This window comes from Bacillus sp. GS3m_15504 (genome assembly GCF_055825275.1).
The window spans coordinates 131,329-151,749 of the sequence record NZ_JBVVNL010000004.1; the positions used below are offsets into that span (position 1 = coordinate 131,329).

General features: G+C 35.0%; 16 protein-coding genes. 7 read left to right on the forward strand and 9 right to left on the reverse strand.

Annotated features, from left to right (window positions below):
* Nucleotides 1-184: 184 nt before the first annotated feature.
* The 7 genes from AC0L0O_RS24720 to fdhF all read right to left on the reverse strand — a co-directional run bounded on the left by AC0L0O_RS24720 (nucleotide 185) and on the right by fdhF (nucleotide 11,700).
* Nucleotides 185-2,551 (reverse strand): heavy metal translocating P-type ATPase, encoded by a 2,367-nt coding sequence (locus AC0L0O_RS24720; protein WP_000796585.1) that lies wholly within the window; start codon nucleotides 2,549-2,551, stop codon nucleotides 185-187.
* Between the two features lie 24 nt (nucleotides 2,552-2,575).
* Complete coding sequence (locus AC0L0O_RS24725; RefSeq protein ID WP_000918377.1) at nucleotides 2,576-2,953, reverse strand: ArsR/SmtB family transcription factor; 378 nt, start codon at nucleotides 2,951-2,953, stop codon at nucleotides 2,576-2,578.
* Nucleotides 2,954-3,219: 266 nt separating this feature from the next.
* Nucleotides 3,220-4,635: an amino acid permease gene (locus AC0L0O_RS24730; RefSeq protein ID WP_001284877.1), complete on the reverse strand. Its 1,416-nt coding sequence runs from the start codon at nucleotides 4,633-4,635 to the stop codon at nucleotides 3,220-3,222.
* Between the two features lie 103 nt (nucleotides 4,636-4,738).
* Nucleotides 4,739-5,872: an alanine dehydrogenase gene (gene ald / locus AC0L0O_RS24735; RefSeq protein ID WP_001219742.1), complete on the reverse strand. Its 1,134-nt coding sequence runs from the start codon at nucleotides 5,870-5,872 to the stop codon at nucleotides 4,739-4,741.
* 368 nt (nucleotides 5,873-6,240) lie between these two features.
* Nucleotides 6,241-8,112, reverse strand: a complete 1,872-nt coding sequence (locus AC0L0O_RS24740) for a glycerophosphoryl diester phosphodiesterase membrane domain-containing protein (protein ID WP_473786171.1) — start codon at nucleotides 8,110-8,112, stop codon at nucleotides 6,241-6,243.
* 156 nt (nucleotides 8,113-8,268) lie between these two features.
* Nucleotides 8,269-8,751 (reverse strand): helical membrane plugin domain-containing protein, encoded by a 483-nt coding sequence (locus AC0L0O_RS24745; protein ID WP_001040523.1) that lies wholly within the window; start codon nucleotides 8,749-8,751, stop codon nucleotides 8,269-8,271.
* A 12-nt stretch (nucleotides 8,752-8,763) separates the two neighbouring features.
* Nucleotides 8,764-11,700: a formate dehydrogenase subunit alpha gene (gene fdhF, locus AC0L0O_RS24750; RefSeq protein ID WP_473786172.1), complete on the reverse strand. Its 2,937-nt coding sequence runs from the start codon at nucleotides 11,698-11,700 to the stop codon at nucleotides 8,764-8,766.
* 303 nt (nucleotides 11,701-12,003) lie between these two features.
* Between fdhF and fdhD the strand changes: the two genes are divergently transcribed.
* Nucleotides 12,004-12,810: a formate dehydrogenase accessory sulfurtransferase FdhD gene (gene fdhD, locus AC0L0O_RS24755; RefSeq protein ID WP_000529224.1), complete on the forward strand. Its 807-nt coding sequence runs from the start codon at nucleotides 12,004-12,006 to the stop codon at nucleotides 12,808-12,810.
* A gap of 228 nt (nucleotides 12,811-13,038) precedes the next feature.
* The gene (locus AC0L0O_RS24760) at nucleotides 13,039-13,545 is read left to right on the forward strand and encodes a GNAT family N-acetyltransferase (protein ID WP_000405869.1); all 507 of its coding nucleotides are present in this window, start codon (nucleotides 13,039-13,041) and stop codon (nucleotides 13,543-13,545) included.
* A 381-nt stretch (nucleotides 13,546-13,926) separates the two neighbouring features.
* Here AC0L0O_RS24760 and AC0L0O_RS24765 read toward each other — a convergent pair whose 3' ends face one another.
* A complete protein-coding gene (locus tag AC0L0O_RS24765; protein WP_001068388.1) occupies nucleotides 13,927-14,049 on the reverse strand; it encodes a hypothetical protein in 123 nt (40 codons plus the stop codon).
* Between the two features lie 329 nt (nucleotides 14,050-14,378).
* Between AC0L0O_RS24765 and AC0L0O_RS24770 the strand changes: the two genes are divergently transcribed.
* From AC0L0O_RS24770 to AC0L0O_RS24780, 3 genes are all read left to right on the forward strand, one after another.
* Entirely contained in the window at nucleotides 14,379-15,050 is a 672-nt protein-coding gene (locus AC0L0O_RS24770; protein WP_000238949.1) for a response regulator transcription factor, read from the forward strand.
* A gap of 65 nt (nucleotides 15,051-15,115) precedes the next feature.
* Complete coding sequence (locus AC0L0O_RS24775) at nucleotides 15,116-16,579, forward strand: sensor histidine kinase (RefSeq protein ID WP_000041003.1); 1,464 nt, start codon at nucleotides 15,116-15,118, stop codon at nucleotides 16,577-16,579.
* Between the two features lie 146 nt (nucleotides 16,580-16,725).
* The gene (locus AC0L0O_RS24780; protein ID WP_086420790.1) at nucleotides 16,726-17,238 is read left to right on the forward strand and encodes a GNAT family N-acetyltransferase; all 513 of its coding nucleotides are present in this window, start codon (nucleotides 16,726-16,728) and stop codon (nucleotides 17,236-17,238) included.
* Between the two features lie 33 nt (nucleotides 17,239-17,271).
* Here AC0L0O_RS24780 and pdxR read toward each other — a convergent pair whose 3' ends face one another.
* Entirely contained in the window at nucleotides 17,272-18,672 is a 1,401-nt protein-coding gene (pdxR, locus tag AC0L0O_RS24785) for a MocR-like pyridoxine biosynthesis transcription factor PdxR (protein WP_473786173.1), read from the reverse strand.
* 120 nt (nucleotides 18,673-18,792) lie between these two features.
* Here pdxR and AC0L0O_RS24790 point away from each other — a divergent pair, with 120 nt between their 5' ends.
* Both AC0L0O_RS24790 and AC0L0O_RS24795 read left to right on the forward strand, forming a co-directional pair.
* The gene (locus AC0L0O_RS24790) at nucleotides 18,793-19,719 is read left to right on the forward strand and encodes a DMT family transporter (RefSeq protein WP_001066064.1); all 927 of its coding nucleotides are present in this window, start codon (nucleotides 18,793-18,795) and stop codon (nucleotides 19,717-19,719) included.
* A gap of 115 nt (nucleotides 19,720-19,834) precedes the next feature.
* Nucleotides 19,835-20,359, forward strand: a complete 525-nt coding sequence (locus AC0L0O_RS24795; RefSeq protein ID WP_000719676.1) for a DUF4871 domain-containing protein — start codon at nucleotides 19,835-19,837, stop codon at nucleotides 20,357-20,359.
* The last annotated feature ends 62 nt before the right edge of the window (nucleotides 20,360-20,421 follow it).

Below are 20,421 nucleotides of genomic sequence, written 5' to 3' on the forward strand. Positions count from 1 at the left end.
TCTGTTTTTTCAATACTATATGGATATTTGTAAAAAATATATTAAAATAACAAGACGAATATATTTTATTTGCAAATTTTAATATTACGTTATTCATTAATAAAATAAGATTTGTTATTATTTTATTGAGTCAATTTCAACAGAATAACCTAAAAAGAGAGGACGCGGGTTGCGTCCTCTCTTTTTATAAATCTTTCACTCGTAGTACACGCATTGCATTTAACACTGCCAGTAGTGTCACACCAACATCTGAGAAGACCGCTTCCCACATTGTTGCAATACCGAAGGCACCAAGTAGTAAAACTAAACCTTTTACCCCTAATGCAAAGATGATATTTTGCCATACGATGCGTCGTGTACGTTTTGCAATGTTTACAGCTGTTGCAATCTTTGAAGGTTCATCAGTCATAATAACGATGTCTGCTGCTTCAATTGCTGCATCTGAACCTAAACCACCCATTGCAATACCAACATCCGCTCTTGCTAATACCGGTGTGTCATTAATACCATCACCAACGAAAGCAACTTTTTCTTTTCCATGTTTCGCTGCATCAATTTTTTCAATTTCTTCTACTTTTTGTTGCGGTAATAGTTCTGCGTGAACTTCATCTAAACCTAATTCTTTCCCAACAGCTTCACCAACTAGTTTTGCATCACCAGTTAACATAACTGTCTTCTTAATACCTAGTTCTTTTAACTTTTGAATTGCTTGTTTTGAATCTTCTTTTACTTCATCAGAGATAACAATATAACCTGCATATTTTCCATCTACAGCAACGTGAACTAATGTACCTACTGTTTCTGGTTGCTTAAATGTAATGTTTTCTTTTCTCATTAATTTAGCATTACCTGCAAAAATTTCTTTCCCTTGTACCTTTACGACTGTACCGTGACCAGAAATTTCGTTATAATCATCAATTATTTTTTCATCAATTGATTTTCGGTATGCATTTCGAATCGATTGTGCAATTGGATGGTTAGAATATACTTCAGCAAATGCTGCATACTCTAATAATTCTTCATTTGTAATGCCTTCGCTCGGTTCCATTTTTGTAACTTTGAAGACACCTTTTGTTAATGTTCCTGTTTTATCAAAAACAATATATTTCACATCATTTAAAGCTTCTAAATAGTTACTTCCTTTTACTAACACACCACTTTTAGATGCACCACCGATACCTCCAAAGAATCCAAGAGGAATAGATACAACTAACGCACATGGACAAGAGATTACTAAGAACACTAGAGCTCTATAAATCCAATCAGAGAATGTAGCTCCTTCTAAAATAAGTGGTGGAATAAACGCCATGATCGCTGCTGTAATTACTACAACTGGCGTGTAGTAACGCGCGAACTTCGTAATAAAGTTTTCTGTTGGCGCTTTTTTACTGCTTGCATTTTGAACTAAGTCTAAAATTTTTGATACAGTTGATTCACCAAATTCTTTTGTAACTTCAATTGTTAATACACCATTTTGGTTCACAAAACCACTTAGTACATCATTTCCAACTTCAACTTCACGTGGTACAGATTCACCAGTCAATGCTGAAGTATCTACCATTGATGTTCCTTCAACTACTTTTCCGTCTAATGGTACTTTCTCACCAGGTTTCACGATAATATAATCGCCGATTTGTACATCTTCTGGTGATACTTGTTTCGTTTCATTTCCAATCTTTACATTCGCGTAATCAGGACGAATATCCATTAATGAAGTAATTGATTTTCGAGAACGGTTTACCGCAATACTTTGGAATAGTTCCCCTACTTGATAAAATAACATTACTGCAACTGCTTCCGGATATTGCTGAATCGCAAAAGCTCCTAGCGTTGCAATTGCCATTAAGAAGTTTTCATCGAACACTTGGCCACGAGTTATGTTTCTTACCGCTCTCCAAACGATATCTCCACCGATTAATAAATATGCAAGGACGAATAACGGAATTGTTATCATTTGTGGTAAGCCAGCTAATGCAGCAATTGCTGTCAAAATTCCGCCGACCACTAATCGGCCTACCATCTTTTTCACATTTGCTTCACCATGATCGTGACTATGTCCGTGGTCATGACCACCCTTTTCTTCACGAACAACTTTCACATCTGGTTCTAACTTTTGAACGACATTTGTTATATTCGCTACAGTCGCTTCTAATTCTCTTTTATTTGCTACTTCAACTCGTAATTTCTTTGATACGAAATCAACAGTTGCTGCTGAAACAGTCGGCATTTCCTTAACTTTATTTTCAATCTTCATCGCACAGTTCGCGCAATCTAAACCTTCTAATATAAACACTTCTTTTGCTACTTTTGTGTTTTTTTCTTCTTGCACTTTAATATGCGGTTCTAATTTTGTAACGAGTTTTTTTGCTTCTGTAACAACTTCACTTTCTTTATTTTGCGCTGTTTCTAAAACCATTGTTTTTGTCGCGAAATTTACAGAGCAAGAATTTACTCCTTCTATATTTCCAACGCCTTTTTCAATTTTCATTGCACAGTTCGCACAATCTAAACCTTCTAACATCAGTTTCTTTTTCACTAATGCTTCAGCCATCGTTCTCCCTCCTCGCGTTCTTTTTTATTCTTCCTCGTTTACGTGTTCAAACGCTTGCTCGAAGATATGAATGACGTGTTGGTCAGCTAACGAATAATAAACGACCTTTCCTTCTTTACGATTCTTTACCAGTTTCGCTTGCTTTAACACACGAAGCTGATGTGAAATCGATGATTGTGTCATTCCTAATAAATACGCTAAATCACAAACACACATTTCAGCCTCAAATAACGCATGTAATATTCTCGTACGTGTACGATCACCTAATACTTTAAATAATTCTGCTACTTTACTTAAACTTTCATCAGTTGGAATTGTTTGTTTTACTTGATCCACAACTTCTTCATGAATTATCGTTTGAGAACATGTCTCTTGTGGTGTTTCTACTTTATTTCCAGCCATTATAGCTCACCTCTTTATTTGAACATATGAACAACTATTCATATATCTTATACTTTTATTATATGAGCGCCTATTCATATGTGTCAATGAAATCTCATACATTTTTTTGAACATTTCGTTCACATTTTTAAAAGATCTACACATATTTTCCGCATCCATTACATTCTCATACAAAAAAGAATGTACACTTTGCACAAAAGAAAAAGCCTTGTGCGCTCCCTAGACGCACAAGGCTTACTATACTTATATCCCTTTTAATTAAGCTTTTAATTAGCTTGTTCTAAATTATCCTGCGAACTTCCATCGTCTTTTAAATGACTATGCTTTTTCGAATAAACAAAGTATACAACTACTCCAATTGCTAACCAAATACCGAAGTAAATCCATGTTGTTAATGGCAGGTTAAACATTAAGAATAGACAACATGCGATTGAAATAAGCGGTAGCGTTGGTACAAGTGGTACCATAAAGCCACGTTTTAAGTTTGGATGTGTTTTACGAAGAATAATAACTGACACACCTACCATCGCAAATGTTAATAACGCTCCAATATTCGCTAAATTCGACAATTCTTTTAAATCGATAAATCCAGCAATTAAAGCACTACCAATACCTGTTAACCAAGTTGAGAATACTGGTGCTTCTGTTTTCTTATTGATTTTCGCAAATGATTTTGGTAATAAACCGTCACGGCTCATCGCGAAGAATACACGTGTCGTTGCATAAATGTAAGCAAAGATTACAGCCATAATACCAATTACAGCTCCAACTGCGATTACACCAGCTACTTTATCTTGTCCTACAACTTCTAATACATATGCCATAGCTTCTGGTACATCTAATTCTTTATAAGAAACCATACCTGTCATAACGAGACAAACTACAACATAAATAATTGTACAAATAACTAACGAAGCAATAATACCAATTGGTAAATCACGTTGTGGATTTTTTACTTCTTCAGCAGAAGTTGCTAATGCATCAAATCCTAAGAAAGCAAAGAATACTGCTGCTCCGCCGGCAAAGATTCCGCTAATACCGTATGGTGCAAATGGTGTCCAGTTTTCTGGTTGTACATAAAACGCACCAACTGCAATGAATAAAATAACAATACCAATTTTAATTAATACCATTATGTTATTCACACGCTTACTTTCTTTCGTACCTCTTGATAGTAACCAAGTTAAAACTAATGTAATAACTACTGCTGGTAAATTCACAATCCCACCTTGTGATGGAATCTTTAACAGCTCTGTTGGAATTTCTAATCCAAATCCACTTACTAAGTTATTAAAATAACCCGTCCATCCACCAGCTACTGCGGCAGTTGTTACGACATATACGGATAATAATGTCCATCCCATTAGATGGGCAATAAACTCACCAATTGTCGCATATGAATATGTGTACACACTACCTGAAACTGGAAGTGTAGATGCAACTTCTGCATAACACAACGCTGCAAATCCACAAACGATCGCTGCAATCATGAATGAAAAAATAACTGCTGGACCAGCATCTCTTGCTGCTACTAATCCTGTTAATACTAGTACTCCTGTACCAATTATCGCACCAATCCCTAGCATTGTTAGGTCAAATGCCCCTAGCGTTTTCGTTAAAGTTTTACTTTTACTTTCCCCTAACAATTGCGTAACGGATTTCTTTTTAAATAGGTTGGCCACGATGTATGCCCCCTTTTGCCAAGAAGAGCTAAGAGATATTCACTCTTAGCTCTTATCATGTTGGTTTATATATTGTTCGATTTTGTTTTGTATAATGCTTCTATTAGCAAGATACTGTTTCTGCTTCTAATAATTCTTTAGCACCTTTGTACTCTACACCGTGAGCTTCTGCAACTGCTTCGAATGTTACATAGCCATCTAATGTGTTAATACCTTTTAGTAATGCAGAGTTGCCTAGGCAAGCTTCTTTGTAGCCTTTGTTAGCAATTTGCACTGCATATGGTACTGTTACGTTTGTTAATGCAAGAGTTGATGTACGTGGAACCGCACCTGGCATGTTTGCAACTGCATAATGAACAACGCCGTGTTTTTCGTAAGTTGGGTTATCATGAGTTGTAATACGGTCAGTTGTTTCGAAAATACCACCTTGGTCAATCGCGATATCTACAACAACAGAACCTGGTTCCATTGATTTAATCATTTCTTCTGTTACAAGTTTTGGAGCTTTTGCACCTGGGATTAATACTGCACCGATTACAAGATCAGACTCTTTTACAGCTTCTGCAATATTGTAAGGATTAGACATTAAAGTTTTTACTTGATTTCCGAAAATATCATCTAATTGACGAAGACGTTCTGCACTTAAGTCGATGATTGTTACATCCGCACCTAGTCCAACTGCAATTTTAGCAGCATTTGTACCAGCTTGTCCACCACCGATGATTGTTACTTTACCACGTTTAACCCCTGGAACACCTGCAAGTAAGATACCTTTACCGCCTTTGTTTTTCTCAAGGAATTGTGCACCAATTTGTGCAGCCATACGACCAGCTACTTCACTCATAGGTGCAAGTAATGGTAGAGAACGGTTTTCTAATTGTACTGTTTCATATGCAATAGAAACAACTTTCTTTTCGATTAATGCTTTTGTTAATTCTGGTTCTGGAGCTAAGTGTAAGTATGTGAATAAGATCAAACCTTCGCTGAAGTGTTTGTATTCGCTTTCAATTGGTTCCTTAACTTTCATAACCATTTCCATGTTCCAAGCTTCTTCAGCTGTATCAACAATTTTCGCTCCTGCTTCAACATACTGAGCATCTGTGAAACCAGATCCTAAACCTGCACCCTTTTGAATGAATACTTCGTGATTGTTACGAATTAAATGTACAACACCTGCTGGTGTCATTGCCACACGGTTTTCGTTGTTTTTAATTTCTGCTGGTACCCCAATACGCATAATGAAATGCCCCCTTATAATTAACAGAAAAAAGAAAGTCTTTTTTCTTTTTGTAATAATTAATAACTTATGTCCTTATTCTAGCATAACTTAAAAGTTATGAAAACGCTAACATATCATTTTTTTAAAGTTTATATATTTAGAATAGTGTAAATATATAAAACATTGATTCTATTAGGATTCTCGTTTCATCCCCTTATCTATCACTCTATTTTTATTATACTCCTTCAAAATAAGTACCAATCATTTATTATTCGACAATAATGTAACAATGTAAGAAACCCCAATGATGTCGTATACATATACAGTTATTAATTTACACAATACTTTAGAGATATATTCTTTTTATAAAAAACAGCTGCTAGCATTTAGCTAGCAGCTGGATAACTTATAAATAACTTGGAAAATAAATCATCTGTTGTTTCAGTAATTTTATCAAACAGATCACTTTCTTCCTCTTCTTGCTCTTTTAACATCTTAATTGTTTCACGTGCATCTTCAGGATAATCGGTAATGATACCATCTACGTTTAATTTATAGTATCCCTTTAAACTTTCCATATCATTTACCGTCCATACATAAATTGGCTTGTTTAACTTCCTTGCTTCTTTTACTAATTTCTTATTTAGCATGTATTCTTCTGCTACATAAAAATCAGCCTTCACATTCTTTAAGTGAGCTCTACTTGCATACAGTATATATCCTACTTTTATATTTGGATTTGCACGCTTAAATTCTTTTATAAGTGGATAGTGTAACGTTTGAATGACACATTGCTTTTCAAATTCATTATCTTTAATCGTTTTTAATACTTTATTTACAAAGTCTTTTTCGCCCCCATGAAGCTTCACTTCAATATTGAGTTTGATTTTGCTTTTTGCCAGCTTAATAATCTCATCAAGTGTACTTATTTGTCCTGAAAACCCATCTTGACTCAGAGTAAGTTGTCTTAACTCGTCCATCGTTAAATCTGATACTTGAACATTAGCATTAGCAAGGCGTTTCAACTTCAAATCATGTATAACTGCTAATTCACCGTCTTTTGTTTGCAGTACATCAATTTCAGCATAGTCTGCTTTCGCATCAATAGCGCCCTGCAAAGCTTCTTTCGTATTCTCCACACCTTTTGAAATATAACCGCGATGAGCCATAATAATTGGTTCTTTATACGTATTTGTAATAAAGGTCACAATGAAGGCAACAACCATTCCCGCAGTAATAATTCCTACAATATATACGCCAATAAATTTCCAACGATGTTTTTGGAAGAAACATTTATCTGCTTTCGTTTTCGAATAATCTAATCCTTCTTCTAATAAAACATCTTCAACTGGAACCTTTTGTAGATACAATCTCGTAATCGCCATAATATAAAATGGTGTCACGATAAAGCTAAATAAATACAATGTACTCGTTAGAAATACAGACATTGTTGATTCCGCTAATAATGCAAATGTCCCTTTTGGGTTTGTAAATTCATAAACACCCCATAGACATAATAAATATATTCCTAAAAATAGGACATAGACAATTCCTATCGAAATAAAAAATCCTACTAAAAAGAATAGTACTTTAAAAAAGCTTTCTTTTACTAACTTTGCACTTTTACGTGCTGCCACGCGAAATGGCTTTTGTTCTAAAACAACAATAGGTAGAACAAAAATCCAGCGAAGGTTCAAATACGCAACTACAGCAAAGAATGTGTAATAACCCACTTGTCCCATCGTTGTCTTAAACAGTTCTCCTGTAATGAAGTTAGGAATTTGAATTTGCGGGATTAATGCTGTTTCATATCCCATATTTAAAAGAGGTAATAATACGACAGCATATAAAATAAATCCCGGTAAGCAATATGTGAAAAGAGTAGGTAAATACGTTACTGTTTTATACAAAATTGGACGTAATCTCACCTTTTGCCTTTTATGAGCAAAGTACGAAATAATAATAAGCACCGCAAATTCCGTAAAGATAAGAAACAGCGCTAACAATGATAAAATTACGATTGCCAAAATGCCGTATGGTGTCTTTAAAAACGCTAATAATTCATCATTCGTCGCATTTGCATACCCACCAAAATACAACAACTTATTAAAAATGATCCCAAATAGCGGGACGAATACAATCGCTGCTAATAATTTATAAGCAAGTTGAAAGGTTAATACATTCCAAAAAGCAAATTTAACTGTTTGAAAGGAATGTCCCATTACCCCTGGTATAGATAGTCTTTTACGGTGTTGCATATATTCCTCCACATTCTAAAACGATATTTGAGATGGATTCCATATTTCCATTTCTAACCCATCTTTTTAATAATAATATATTCCGCTTAACATGAACACTCTTATACATACAATGAAAAAAGTGATGGTTACTCCCCATCACTTTTTTCATCTACTCTATTTTTTCTCTAACCCTTGTCCAAATGCTTTCAAGAAACTAAAACCAAATGTAATGGCTCTATTGATATCTGGATCTTTTAACACTTTAAAGAAATCCATCACTTTTGTTTTTTTACCACTATTTAATTCATCTGTTGCAAATTGTAATCCCGTAACTAAGCTGGATGTAATTTGTTTCGTTACTTCCGGATCAACTGAAGATAATGCTTCTCCTGCCCCCATCATATTGTTGAGTGCATTTTTAACTGGTTCACGATTTAATTGCTCCACAGCGATCTTTGAAACATCTTCCTTCGCAGCAAGTAAACTAATCGCCGCATCTAATATACCAGCCTTCTGCAACTGTGCTAACAGCTGCATCGTTTCTTCCACTGCTTCACGATTATTAGATAGCTCATTGAGAAGTGCATCTGCTACTTGCTGTTTCTGTTCTTCCTCTGTTACAACTTTCTTTTTAATTAAAGTAATTTCTTTTGCCACTATCTCCGCCCCCTAGTCCACAAGTGATACGTATTGTTTTCTTTGCCACTTTTGCTCGATTTCAACACCATTTTGCGGATTACGATTTTTATCTCGCGGGTTTGAAGGTGGTAACGGACGATTTCCTTTTTCACGTAATACACGCATTTTTACCATCGTTTGTTTATACGCCGGTGTACACGTATAAAGGTCTGTTGCCGTCCCAGTTAAAATATTAATCGCTTCTTCATTTATCGTTGCATGCATTGGTAAATATAGCTCTTTCCCCGTTACACGATCAGTAATAAGTGCTTGTACTTTAATTTTTCCAAATGGTGATGCTAATTCCACAAGACCACCATCTTTCACATTGCGTTCTATAGCGAGTTCAGGTGAAATCTCAACGAATACTTCAGATACTTTAGATAAAATACCAGCCGACTTATTCGTCATATTCCCTTCATGGAAATGTTCTAGCATGCGTCCATTATTTAAAAGTAGATCATACTCATCTGGCGCTACAACTGGCGGTATCCATTCATCTAATGATAAACGAGCGAGCTTATCTGGGAAGTTAAATCCATCTACATATAATAGAGGTGTATCGCTACCATCATGACTACCCCAACATAAACTATTCCAACCTTCTAGGCGGTCATACGTTGCTTGAGAATATAGCGGTGCAAGTGATGCGATTTCGTCCATAATTTCACTTGGACTTTCGTAATTCCAATCCCCGCCCAGTGCACGAGCAACTTTTTGTAAAATCCACCAGTCTGGCTTGGAATCACCAAGCGGTTTCAACACTTCATATAATCTTTGAATACGGCGTTCTGTATTCGTAAATGTTCCTTCTTTTTCTAAGCTTGGTGCTGCTGGTAAAATAACATCAGCAAAACGAGCTGTTTTTGATAAGAACATATCTTGAACAACGAGGAAATCTAAATTCGCTAAAATATGTTGTACATGGTTCGCATTTGAATCGACTAAAGCCATTTCTTCACCCATGACATACATACCACGTAGTTTTCCTTCTTCTGCCGCAAGTAACATTGCAATATTATTTAATCCTGGTGCTTTCGGAATAGTAGTACCATATGCTTTTTCAAACTTAGCACGAAGCGTATCATCTGATACTGCTTGATAACCAGGAAGCCAGTTTGGTAATGTTGCCATATCACAAGCACCTTGTACGTTATTATGTCCTCTTAATGGATATGCACCTGCACCAGGACGACGATAGTTACCCGTAACAAGCAGTAAATTTGAAATTGCAGCAGACGTTGTACTTCCTCCTGTATTTTGCGTTACGCCCATTCCCCAAAGTACACAAGTACCGTCTGCTTCATATACCATACGAGCCATTTCTTTCAGATTTTCTTTCGTAATCCCTGTAATTTTCTCTGTATAGTCCAGCGTATATTTTTCTACCATTTTGCTATATTCATCAAAATTCTTTACGTTTTCAGCTATGAACTTTTTATCATGCCAATCTTGATCAATAATATATTTCGTAATCCCAGCAAGCCATACGTAATCCGTACCTTGGCGCGGGTGAATAAATAAATCCGCACCCTCTGCCATTTCATGTTTACGAAGGTCTGCTACAATCAGTTTTTGCTCGTGTAATTTATGAGCACGTTTTACACGTGTCGCAAGTACAGGATGTCCTTCTGTTGGATTCGCACCAACGATAATGACAAGACCTGCTTCAGCTATATCTTTCACTGTTCCAGCATCGCCGCCCATACCGACAGTTTTAAATAGACCATCTGTTGCTGGAGATTGGCAATAACGCGAGCAGTTATCTACATTATTTGTTCCATATATTTGACGAGCTAGTTTTTGCATAAGGTAATTTTCTTCATTCGTTACTTTCGAAGAAGAAATGAACCCAAATGCATCGCTGCCATATGCTGATTTAATATGCTGCATGTTAGAAGCCACAACTTCTAGTGCTTCTTCCCATGAAGCTTCAACAAACATATCTCCTTGGCGAATTAATGGCTTCGTAATGCGATCTTCACTGTTTACAAAGTCCCATCCAAATTTACCTTTTACACATGTCGAAATACCATTAACCGGTGCATCTGAAACAGGTTGCACTTTTAGTATATGGCGATCTTTCGTCCATACTTCGAATGAACAACCGACACCACAAAATGTACAAACTGTTTTTGTTTTATTAACTTTCGTCTTACGCATCGCAGCCTCTACTTCTGAAACTGCTAAAATGCTACTATATCCAGGCTCTACATCCTTTACAAAATCAATCATCGGATCTAACACATCTGGTTTTAATCCTGTCATGAATCCAGCTTCACCTAACATTGATTTTTCCATCAATGCATTACATGGACATACTGTTACACACTGCCCACAACTGACACAAGATGAGTCATTTATGCTTACACCATGATCCCATATAACACGCGGACGATCTAAGCTCCAGTCTATCGATATCGTTTCATTAACCTGTAGGTTTTGACATACTTCTACACACTGTCCACAAGCAATACATTGATTTGGATCATATCGATAAAACGGATGTGACATATCCACTTCACAAGCACTTACCTTCGGCTCATACGGATATTTCTGTTCTTCAATCCCCATCATATGCACTGTATTATGGACCTTACAATTACCATTATTGTTATCACATACAGTACAATACAATAAGTGGTTTTCTAATATTCGATCCATCGCCTCAGTCTGCGCCTCTTTTGCACGCTGTGACTGTCTTTCAATATGCATACCATTCTCTATTTGCGTTGAACAAGCACGCATTAACTTCCCATCTACTTCTACAATACACGTATCACAAGTTTGAATTGGATCTACTTCTGGTACATGACAAATTTGAGGATGTTCCAAATTACTCTCGTTAAATAATTGTAGTATCGTCTTTTCACCTGATGCTGAAAACTCTTTACCATCTACGGTTACACGGACTGTCTGTTCTGCCATAGTTTCCCCTCTCCTTACAACCAACTGTACAGTACTCTATTTATGAATCCGTTTTCATAAATAGAGTACTGTACATATTTTTGAAACGCCCTGCCCAAATACTTTTCTTATGAAGTCGATTCTAGATGTTTATAAGGTATCAATACGAAAGCTTGAAAATTTCACTATTCTACATTTCTATTATATCGTATATATACAATAATAACCAAAATAATCTGATACCTTCCTTCTAATAGATGTTTTTATTTTTTCAATGTTTTATGATGAATGTGGGAGAAAATACATATAAAAGGGGAATTTCATATGGGGCCTACGCAAGAGACTTATACAATTGTACGCTATCACTCTGGTACATTTTCAAAACAAATTGATGAAATCGTTACAGAATCTCCTATCACTATTAAATTAAATGGTGAAGAGTATGTAACAGTCGTATGTACACCAAATTACATCGAAGATATGGTAATTGGTTTTTTAATTTCTGAAGGAATTATTTCTTCCTATAAAGATGTTGGAGAACTATGGGTTCAAAAAGATAACGGAATTGTCCATGTAACATCATCCAAAGTAAATCCGCTCTATCAAAATTTATATAATAAACGATACATCACTTCTTGCTGCGGAAAAGGTAGACAAGGTTTTATTTTCGCTAACGATGCCGCAAAAGCAAAAAATTTACATAATATACATGTGACAATTACTCCTGAAGAATGTTTTCACTTAATGAATACTTTACAACAATCTTCCACTACATTTCGCCAAACCGGCGGTGTTCACAATACCGCGCTATGTGATCGGAACAATATTCTCCTATCAAGAATGGATATTGGAAGACATAATGCATTAGATAAAATATACGGACATTGTTTGCGTAACGATATATCTGTTAAAGGAAAAATCATTGCATTTAGCGGGCGTATTTCATCCGAAATTTTACTCAAAGTTTCAAAAATCGGATGTGAAATTGTTCTATCTAAGTCCGCCCCAACAAAACTAGCATTGCAACTCGCCCATGATTTAGGCATTACAGTCGTAGGATTTATTAGAAATGAATCCTGCAATATTTACACACATCCACATCGAATTGATGGTTATCAATCGAATAACTAAAATAACTCCTCGGTTGAGGAGTTATTTTAGTTATAAAAATGTAATATATTAAACACTTGAATAGTTAATAAAGTTAATATATAATTTCATTACATATTAAAACAAATATTGTAGCATATATCTTTTCATTCTTTTACACATTAAAAGAGACTGCTAACAAAACGCATACACATTCTTATAAAAATAATGGATTTATTTTATTTAAAATCACCCAAGGAGGTTACAACAATGGAAATTCGCTTATTAACGACAGAGGACGCAGAAATATATTTAAAAGTTTGTATGGAAGGTTTAACGAAGAACCCGGAAGCTTTTAGCTCTTCTTATGAAGATGTTTTGAAACATGAGGATCCTGTAGCTGCTATGGCAAAACGATTAAGCAATCCGGATAAGTATACTCTAGGGGTCTTCAAAGATAAAGATTTAATCGGCATTGCTACTTTAGAAACAAAGCCTTTCATTAAACAAGAACATAAAGCAAAAATCGGTTCCGTTTTTGTTTCCCCTAAAGCACGTGGCCTTGGAGCAGGACGAGCTCTTATTAAAGCAATTATTGAAAATGCCGATAAATTACACGTAGAACAACTTATGCTCGATGTTGTAGTCGGTAACGATGCAGCAAAAAAACTATATGAGTCATTAGGTTTCCAAACTTACGGTGTACAAGAGCGTTCCTTAAAACATAACGGTCAATATTGGGACGAGGAACATATGGTTCTGTTCTTAAATGATTAATACTTCAATATAAAGTGAAACTTTACTCAGTAGGGCATTTTTCCAAAAGCATCTTTGTATTAAGAAAGATACTTTTTTCATTACAACAATGTAATCTTCATGTCACCTTTATCGATCGTACCAAACCTTTCCATTCATTATACTAAAAATATAAAGTGAAACTTTACTCAGTGGGGAACTACATCCCACGCTGATCGCATGTACTTGATATGTAGAGGAGAATGTGACATGAAACAAAACAAACGAGCTATGCTTTTAATATTTACTACAGCAATTATAACTTCTGGATTAGCAATTTTACCTTGGTTCATTATATAGAGCTATTCCCCTAATAATCAAAAAAAGCTCATTGCTTCTTAAGGAGCAATGAGCTTTTATATATTATAAAATCCCCAAAATTTTATTTACACAACTTATAATAATAACCATAGATACGGCAATGCACATGACAACCGTATTACGATCTTGCTTTTCTTTTTTTGAAATTTCTTCTTTTGGATTCATGTGTATGATCTCCTTTTAAAAAAAGTGTGAGATAGGAAATTTTTCTTATCCGATGCGAGGTGAATACGAAAACCCTCTCTATCTCACATACACAATAGAATGGAATTGTCATTTTATAAATAAAATGACATGACGTTATGTCGCAACATAGGGTATTTTGTGTCGCTACGTTTTCTATTATAAAAAATAGTTGTGCAAAACTAGTGCATTTTTTATGTCAATTACTCTGAGCGAAAAATAACTCCTCCACTCAATCACATAAAAAGAGTTTTTTATTATTTTCATGTAAACTATACAAGTAGAATGAACAGTTTGGGGTGCACAAGATTATGGTAAAAATTTTATTAGTAGACGATGAAGAACGTATGTTACGATTATTAGATCTGTTCTTAAGCCCTCGCGGCTATTTTTGTATGAAAGCTACCTCTGGCCTTGAAGCACTAAAATTAATAGAACAAAAAGACTTCGATATTATTTTGTTAGATGTTATGATGCCGAATATGGATGGATGGGATACTTGCTATCAAATTCGTCAAATCTCCAACGTTCCAATTATAATGCTAACAGCTCGTAATCAAAATTACGATATGGTGAAAGGTCTTACTATGGGCGCAGATGACTATATTACAAAACCATTTGATGAACATGTATTAGTCGCAAGAATCGAGGCTATATTACGTCGTACAAAGAAAGATGGATTTGTCAGCTTCAATGGTATTGAGTGGGATAAAACGAAACATACTGTCACAGTTTATGATGAGAAAATCTCACTAACACCTATCGAGTTTTCGTTACTTGGACTATTTTTACAAAATACAAACCGTGCTTATAGCCGAGATGATTTAATCGAGAAAATTTGGGGCTATGAAACAGATATTGAATATAGAACAATCGATTCACATATTCGTAATATCCGCGATAAATTACGGAAAAAAGGATTTCCAGTTGAAAATTACTTAGAAACTGTTTATAAGGTCGGATATAAATGGAAAAGTGAATAATCACTTCGGTCAGTGGAAACTAGTATACCACTGACCCTTTATTATGAATAAGGTATGGTGAGAAAATGAGTAAACTTTCACTTAAAATCGGGACATACTTTTTAATATTAGCTTTATGCATTGAAACAATTGCTTTCGTATCTTTTTACAAAAGTATTTCCAAAATGCGCATTGAAGAGGAAACACTCGCTCTTTTAGAAAAAGGTAATCGCTATAGTAACAAAATTACAAGACGTGCTAAGTGGAGTGCACATGCTCAAGAAAAGAAAAACATCGAACGCACTGAATACAATAAAAATCCTAATCGTCCTATATACCCAGATTTCGATATCGCGGATGAGGCTGAACACTTAGTTGAATCAGAATCAATTTCTAACTCTGACATAGCAATCATTATAACGGACAATAATGGAAAAATCATTTCCACTTCAGAACCCGTAACAAAGGCGATGCAAAAGCAACTTACTTGTAAAACAGAACCTATCCCCAAAGACGGATTAATTGTCGAAAAGAACTGGAAAAAATCAAAATTCATTACAACGGTAAGCCCAATTCACACAACAGAGTTTCAAGGAAAGTTATATATGTTATTAAAAACATCTTTCTTAGAAAACATGTTACTTAAACTCATGAAGCAATTTCTTATTATTAGTGTTTTGACGATTATTTTAACGACTATTTCTGTCTTTATTTTTTCTCGTGTCATTACAGAACCACTTATCAAAATGAAGAGGGCAACAGAAAAAATGTCAAAATTAAATAAGCCAATTCAATTGGGTATTAAACGGAATGATGAACTTGGAAGCTTAGCAAAAACGATTGAGGATTTATCCAGTGAACTGACTTATATGAAAAAAGAAAGAGGTGAGTTTCTCGCTAGTGTTGCTCATGAATTATTAACTCCATTAACCTATATGAAAGGTTATGCGAAAGTGGCAAAGAGAGACTCTTTAACGAAAGAAGAGCGTGAAGAATACTTGCAAATCATCGAGGATGAAACAGATAGTGTAACCGATCTCGTCCAAGATTTATTTATGCTGGTGCAATTAGAACAACACCAGTTTGTTATAAAAAAACAAAAAGTACTTCTTAGACCATTTTTAGAACGAATGGTTGAAAAAACAAAAACAACATTAACAAATAAACAAATGCAACTTCATGTATATTGCAAAGATGATTTAGAAGTTTGCATAGACGAAAGACGTATGGAACAAGTTATGTTAAATTTATTACACAACGCTTATCAACACTCACTAGAAAACACTACTATTACGATACGCGTACTCGCAGAAACAAATTCTTTTACAATAAGTGTACAAGATGAAGGAGAAGGTATTCCTGAAGGAGATATTCCGCATATTTTTGATCGTTTTTATCGTGTTGATAAATCCAGAACAAGAGCTACTGGAGGAAAAGGTATCGGGCTAGCTGTTGCTAAAGAAATTGTAGAATTGCATAACGGTTCCATTCTAGTAACAAGCAAATTAGACGTAGGAACAAACTTTATAATCGAGCTACCTTTTGAATAATATGTGTGTGAAAACACCAGTAGTAGTAAAAACTACTGGTGTTATTTTGTTCATAAAATTAGCTTATATAAGCTAAGCTTTTGAAATTATTCTTATTTCAATATAAAATAAAGATACATTTGTCAAAGATTTGGAGGGTGATATAATTGGATATCCATGTATTAACAAAAAACGAAGCAGAAATTTACTTAGAACTTCGTGTAGAAGGATTAAAGCAAAACCCTGAAGCTTTCAGCTCTTCTTATGAAGATATTATTAATAAAGAGTGTGCGATTGAATATAAAGCACAAAAATTAGCACAAGATGAAAACTATACGCTAGGTGCATTTAAAGATGGAAAATTAATCGGGGTTGCAACGCTGGAAACGAAACCATATGTAAAACAAGAACATAAAGCTAAAATCGGTTCTGTATATGTGTCTCCAAAAGCACGCGGACTTGGAGCAGGAAAAGCACTTATTAAAGAATGTCTTGAACTTGCTAAATCTTTAGAGGTGGAACAAGTTATGCTTGATGTTGTTGTTGGCAACGATGGGGCAAAAAAACTTTATGAATCATTAGGATTTAAAACATTCGGTGTACAAGAACGTTCATTAAAATATAACGGACAATATTGGGACGAAGAGCATATGGTCTTATTCTTAGATGAAAATAAATAATAAAAAACATCCTCATGTTTGGAGGATGTTTTTTTACTTTCTTGTAAACCATGCCTTATGTAATAATTGAATCGCTTTCGCAATTTCTTCCTCTGATAATATCGCAAATCCAAGTAAAACTACATTTTCAGGTGCAGTATCGTCTTTGTAGTACGTCGAAACAGGATATATTTTAATACTATATTTTGCAGCTGCTTTAATTAATTCTTCTTCTCGCATTCCATTATGCACTTTTAATAAAATGTGTAATCCCGAATCTTCTCCTATTACCTCAACACGATTAGAGAAATACTTCTCTATCTCAAAGACGAGTCGATCCCTCTTTTTTCGGTAGACAACACGCATTTTATGAATATGTTTTTCCCAATAACCTTCATGTAAAAACTTTCTAATCACTTCTTGATCCATTCTTGAAACACTTTGTGTATAAAACAAATATTCTTTTTGATACTTTTTAATTAAATTCTTCGGTAATACTATATAGCTCATCCGTAATGAGGGCAACAAAGCTTTTGATAACGTCCCCATATAAATAACTTTCCCATCTGTATCTAACCCTTGTAGTGCCGGAATTGGCCTTCCTGAATAACGAAATTCACTATCGTAATCATCTTCAATAATATACCTGTCTTCTTCTTTCTTCGCCCATTGTAAAAGCTGCGTCCTTCTCGTAATAGGCATAATCATTCCATATGGGAATTGATGAGAGGGCGTTACAAATACAACATTTGCATCGCTATTTTCTAAATCTGCCATACAAATTCCGTCCCTATCTAAAGACAACATTTGAACCTTCTTTTCTCCCTGTTCAAAAACGATCATTTTCCTATGGTACCCTGGATTTTCAACAGCATAATTACTTCCCTTCAACAATTGAAAAAGTAACTTCACTAATATTTGTGTTCCCGCCCCTAATACAATTTGACTAGCTGAGCAACGCACACCCCTAGATTCATACAAATAGTTCGCAATTTCCTCTCTTAAGCTTAATTCCCCTTGAGGGTGTCCAAGAAAAAGCAAGTCATTATTATGCGGCTGCCATACATCATTTATAAGCTTGCGGTACGTAGGGAAAGGAAAAGTATTCGTATCAACCCCTGTTTGGGTGAAATCGAATGTATAGTTCCCCTCCCGAAACGGTATTTCTTCTACTTCTGCTTCACTTCCTTCTACATCCATCATTTGTTCAAATTCACATACAAAATAACCTTTTCTTGATATCGACTCAATGTAACCTTCTGCAAGTAATTGCTCGTAAGCCGCTTCTATTGTATTCTTACTCACTTGTAAATAGCCCGCCAGCTTTCTCTTTGCGGGTAATTTTGTAAAAGCGGAAATCGTTCCATCCTTAATCTCTTTTTTTATATACTCATACAATTGCACGTACAATGCCTTTTTACTATTCATATTTAAATTAGGCGTTAATTCTAACATAATATCTGACCCCTTAATAAAACTAAAATCTGATACTTTTTACAGTACCAGAAGTTATATATAATTCCTTTTATCATGTCACACACAAAAAATCAAATACTCGAGAGGAGATGCATGATCATGAACAACAGTAGACGAATTGGACTCATTATGATTATTACAGGAGCTACCTTATGGGGATTATCTGGCCCTATGATTCAGTGGCTATTTCAACATACTAACGTATCATCAGTTGATTTTTTAACAATTCGCTTGTTGCTTGCAGGAATATTTATTTTATCTTTCTTACTGATAAAGAAACAAAACATATTTCAAATTTGGAAACACCCTAGATATTCTATACAACTTATTATTTTCTCTATTCTCGGCATGCTCGGTGCGCAATATGCCTTTATCGAAACAGTTCATATTAGTAATGCGGTCACAGCGACACTATTTCAATTTCTAGGTCCTGTTCTTATTACCATGTATGTCGCATTTGAACAACGAAAATCCCCTGCTCCCATACAACTACTCGCAATTATAACTGCACTAACGGGTACGTACTTTATTATTACGAACGGTTCCATTGAAAATATTGTTTTATCGAAAGAAGCGATTATTTTTGGCCTATTAACAGCAATTGGATTTGCATTTTATACCCTTCATCCAGCTTCTCTTATTAAAGAATGTGGAACAATTGTAGTAATTGGATGGGGGATGTTAATCGGAGGCATTGCCCTGCTTATTTGTAATCGCTCGTTTGAATGGACTCAGCTTTCGCAAACTTTTACACTAAAAACTTTTTCAATGCTTATTCTAATCATCATAAGTGGCACTCTTTCTTTCCTTCTTTATATCGGTAGTTTGAAATATTTAGCCGCAACTGAAACAAGCATTTTATCTAGCATTGAACCACTTGTAGCAGCTATCGTTTCAATCGCTTGGCTGAATGAATCCTTTGGAGCCTATCAATTACTAGGCGGCCTATGTATCGTTCTTTCTGTTATTTTCTTAACGATGCCGCAAAAAGAAAATGAAGCTACCTTTTCAACTGAACAAATATAAAAAATGTCAAAAGAGGTCGTACAAAACTTACGACCTCTTTTGACGTTTTAAAGGAATTGTCCCGCTTTCTGGCAAATACAATTACACTAACAATCAAAATTAGGAGTGTGGCACCATGAAAAAAATCGGAACTATGTTACTTTTCTCCATTCTCATCGCTGGATGCACACAAGCGCAACCTGATTTAAAAAAACCTAAAAAAGAAGCTATCGCAACGTCATCCACTCAAGTTAATGCACCTTCCTTCTTTCACCTTAGCGTTTTAAAAGATGTAAATTGGGAAGAAACCCCCTCCTTCATACAAGAAAAAATACCTTTAAAAGGAATTGAAGAAAAAATTGCAATGGCTGATAGCCCTATTATCGCAAACGAAAAAAATGAAATAATGTGGTACTTTTTAGATCCAGAAATGCCAACTGGAAAACTATCTATTATTGCACTAAAGCAAGGATCAGTAACTCCAACACCCTTACTCTTTCAACAAGAATCTTCCGAACCAACTTGGACTACTTCAAACACGATTGATTCTACTACAAACGAACTCCCGCTTACTATGTCGCTACCTTCCTCTGGTTTATGGGTATTAAATATATATGTGAATGAAAAATATTATGATCAGTTTGTAATTACTGCTGAGTAAAGTGACAAAACTAAAACACTTTCTTACAACAATGTAATTTCTACGTCATGTACTTCGATAGT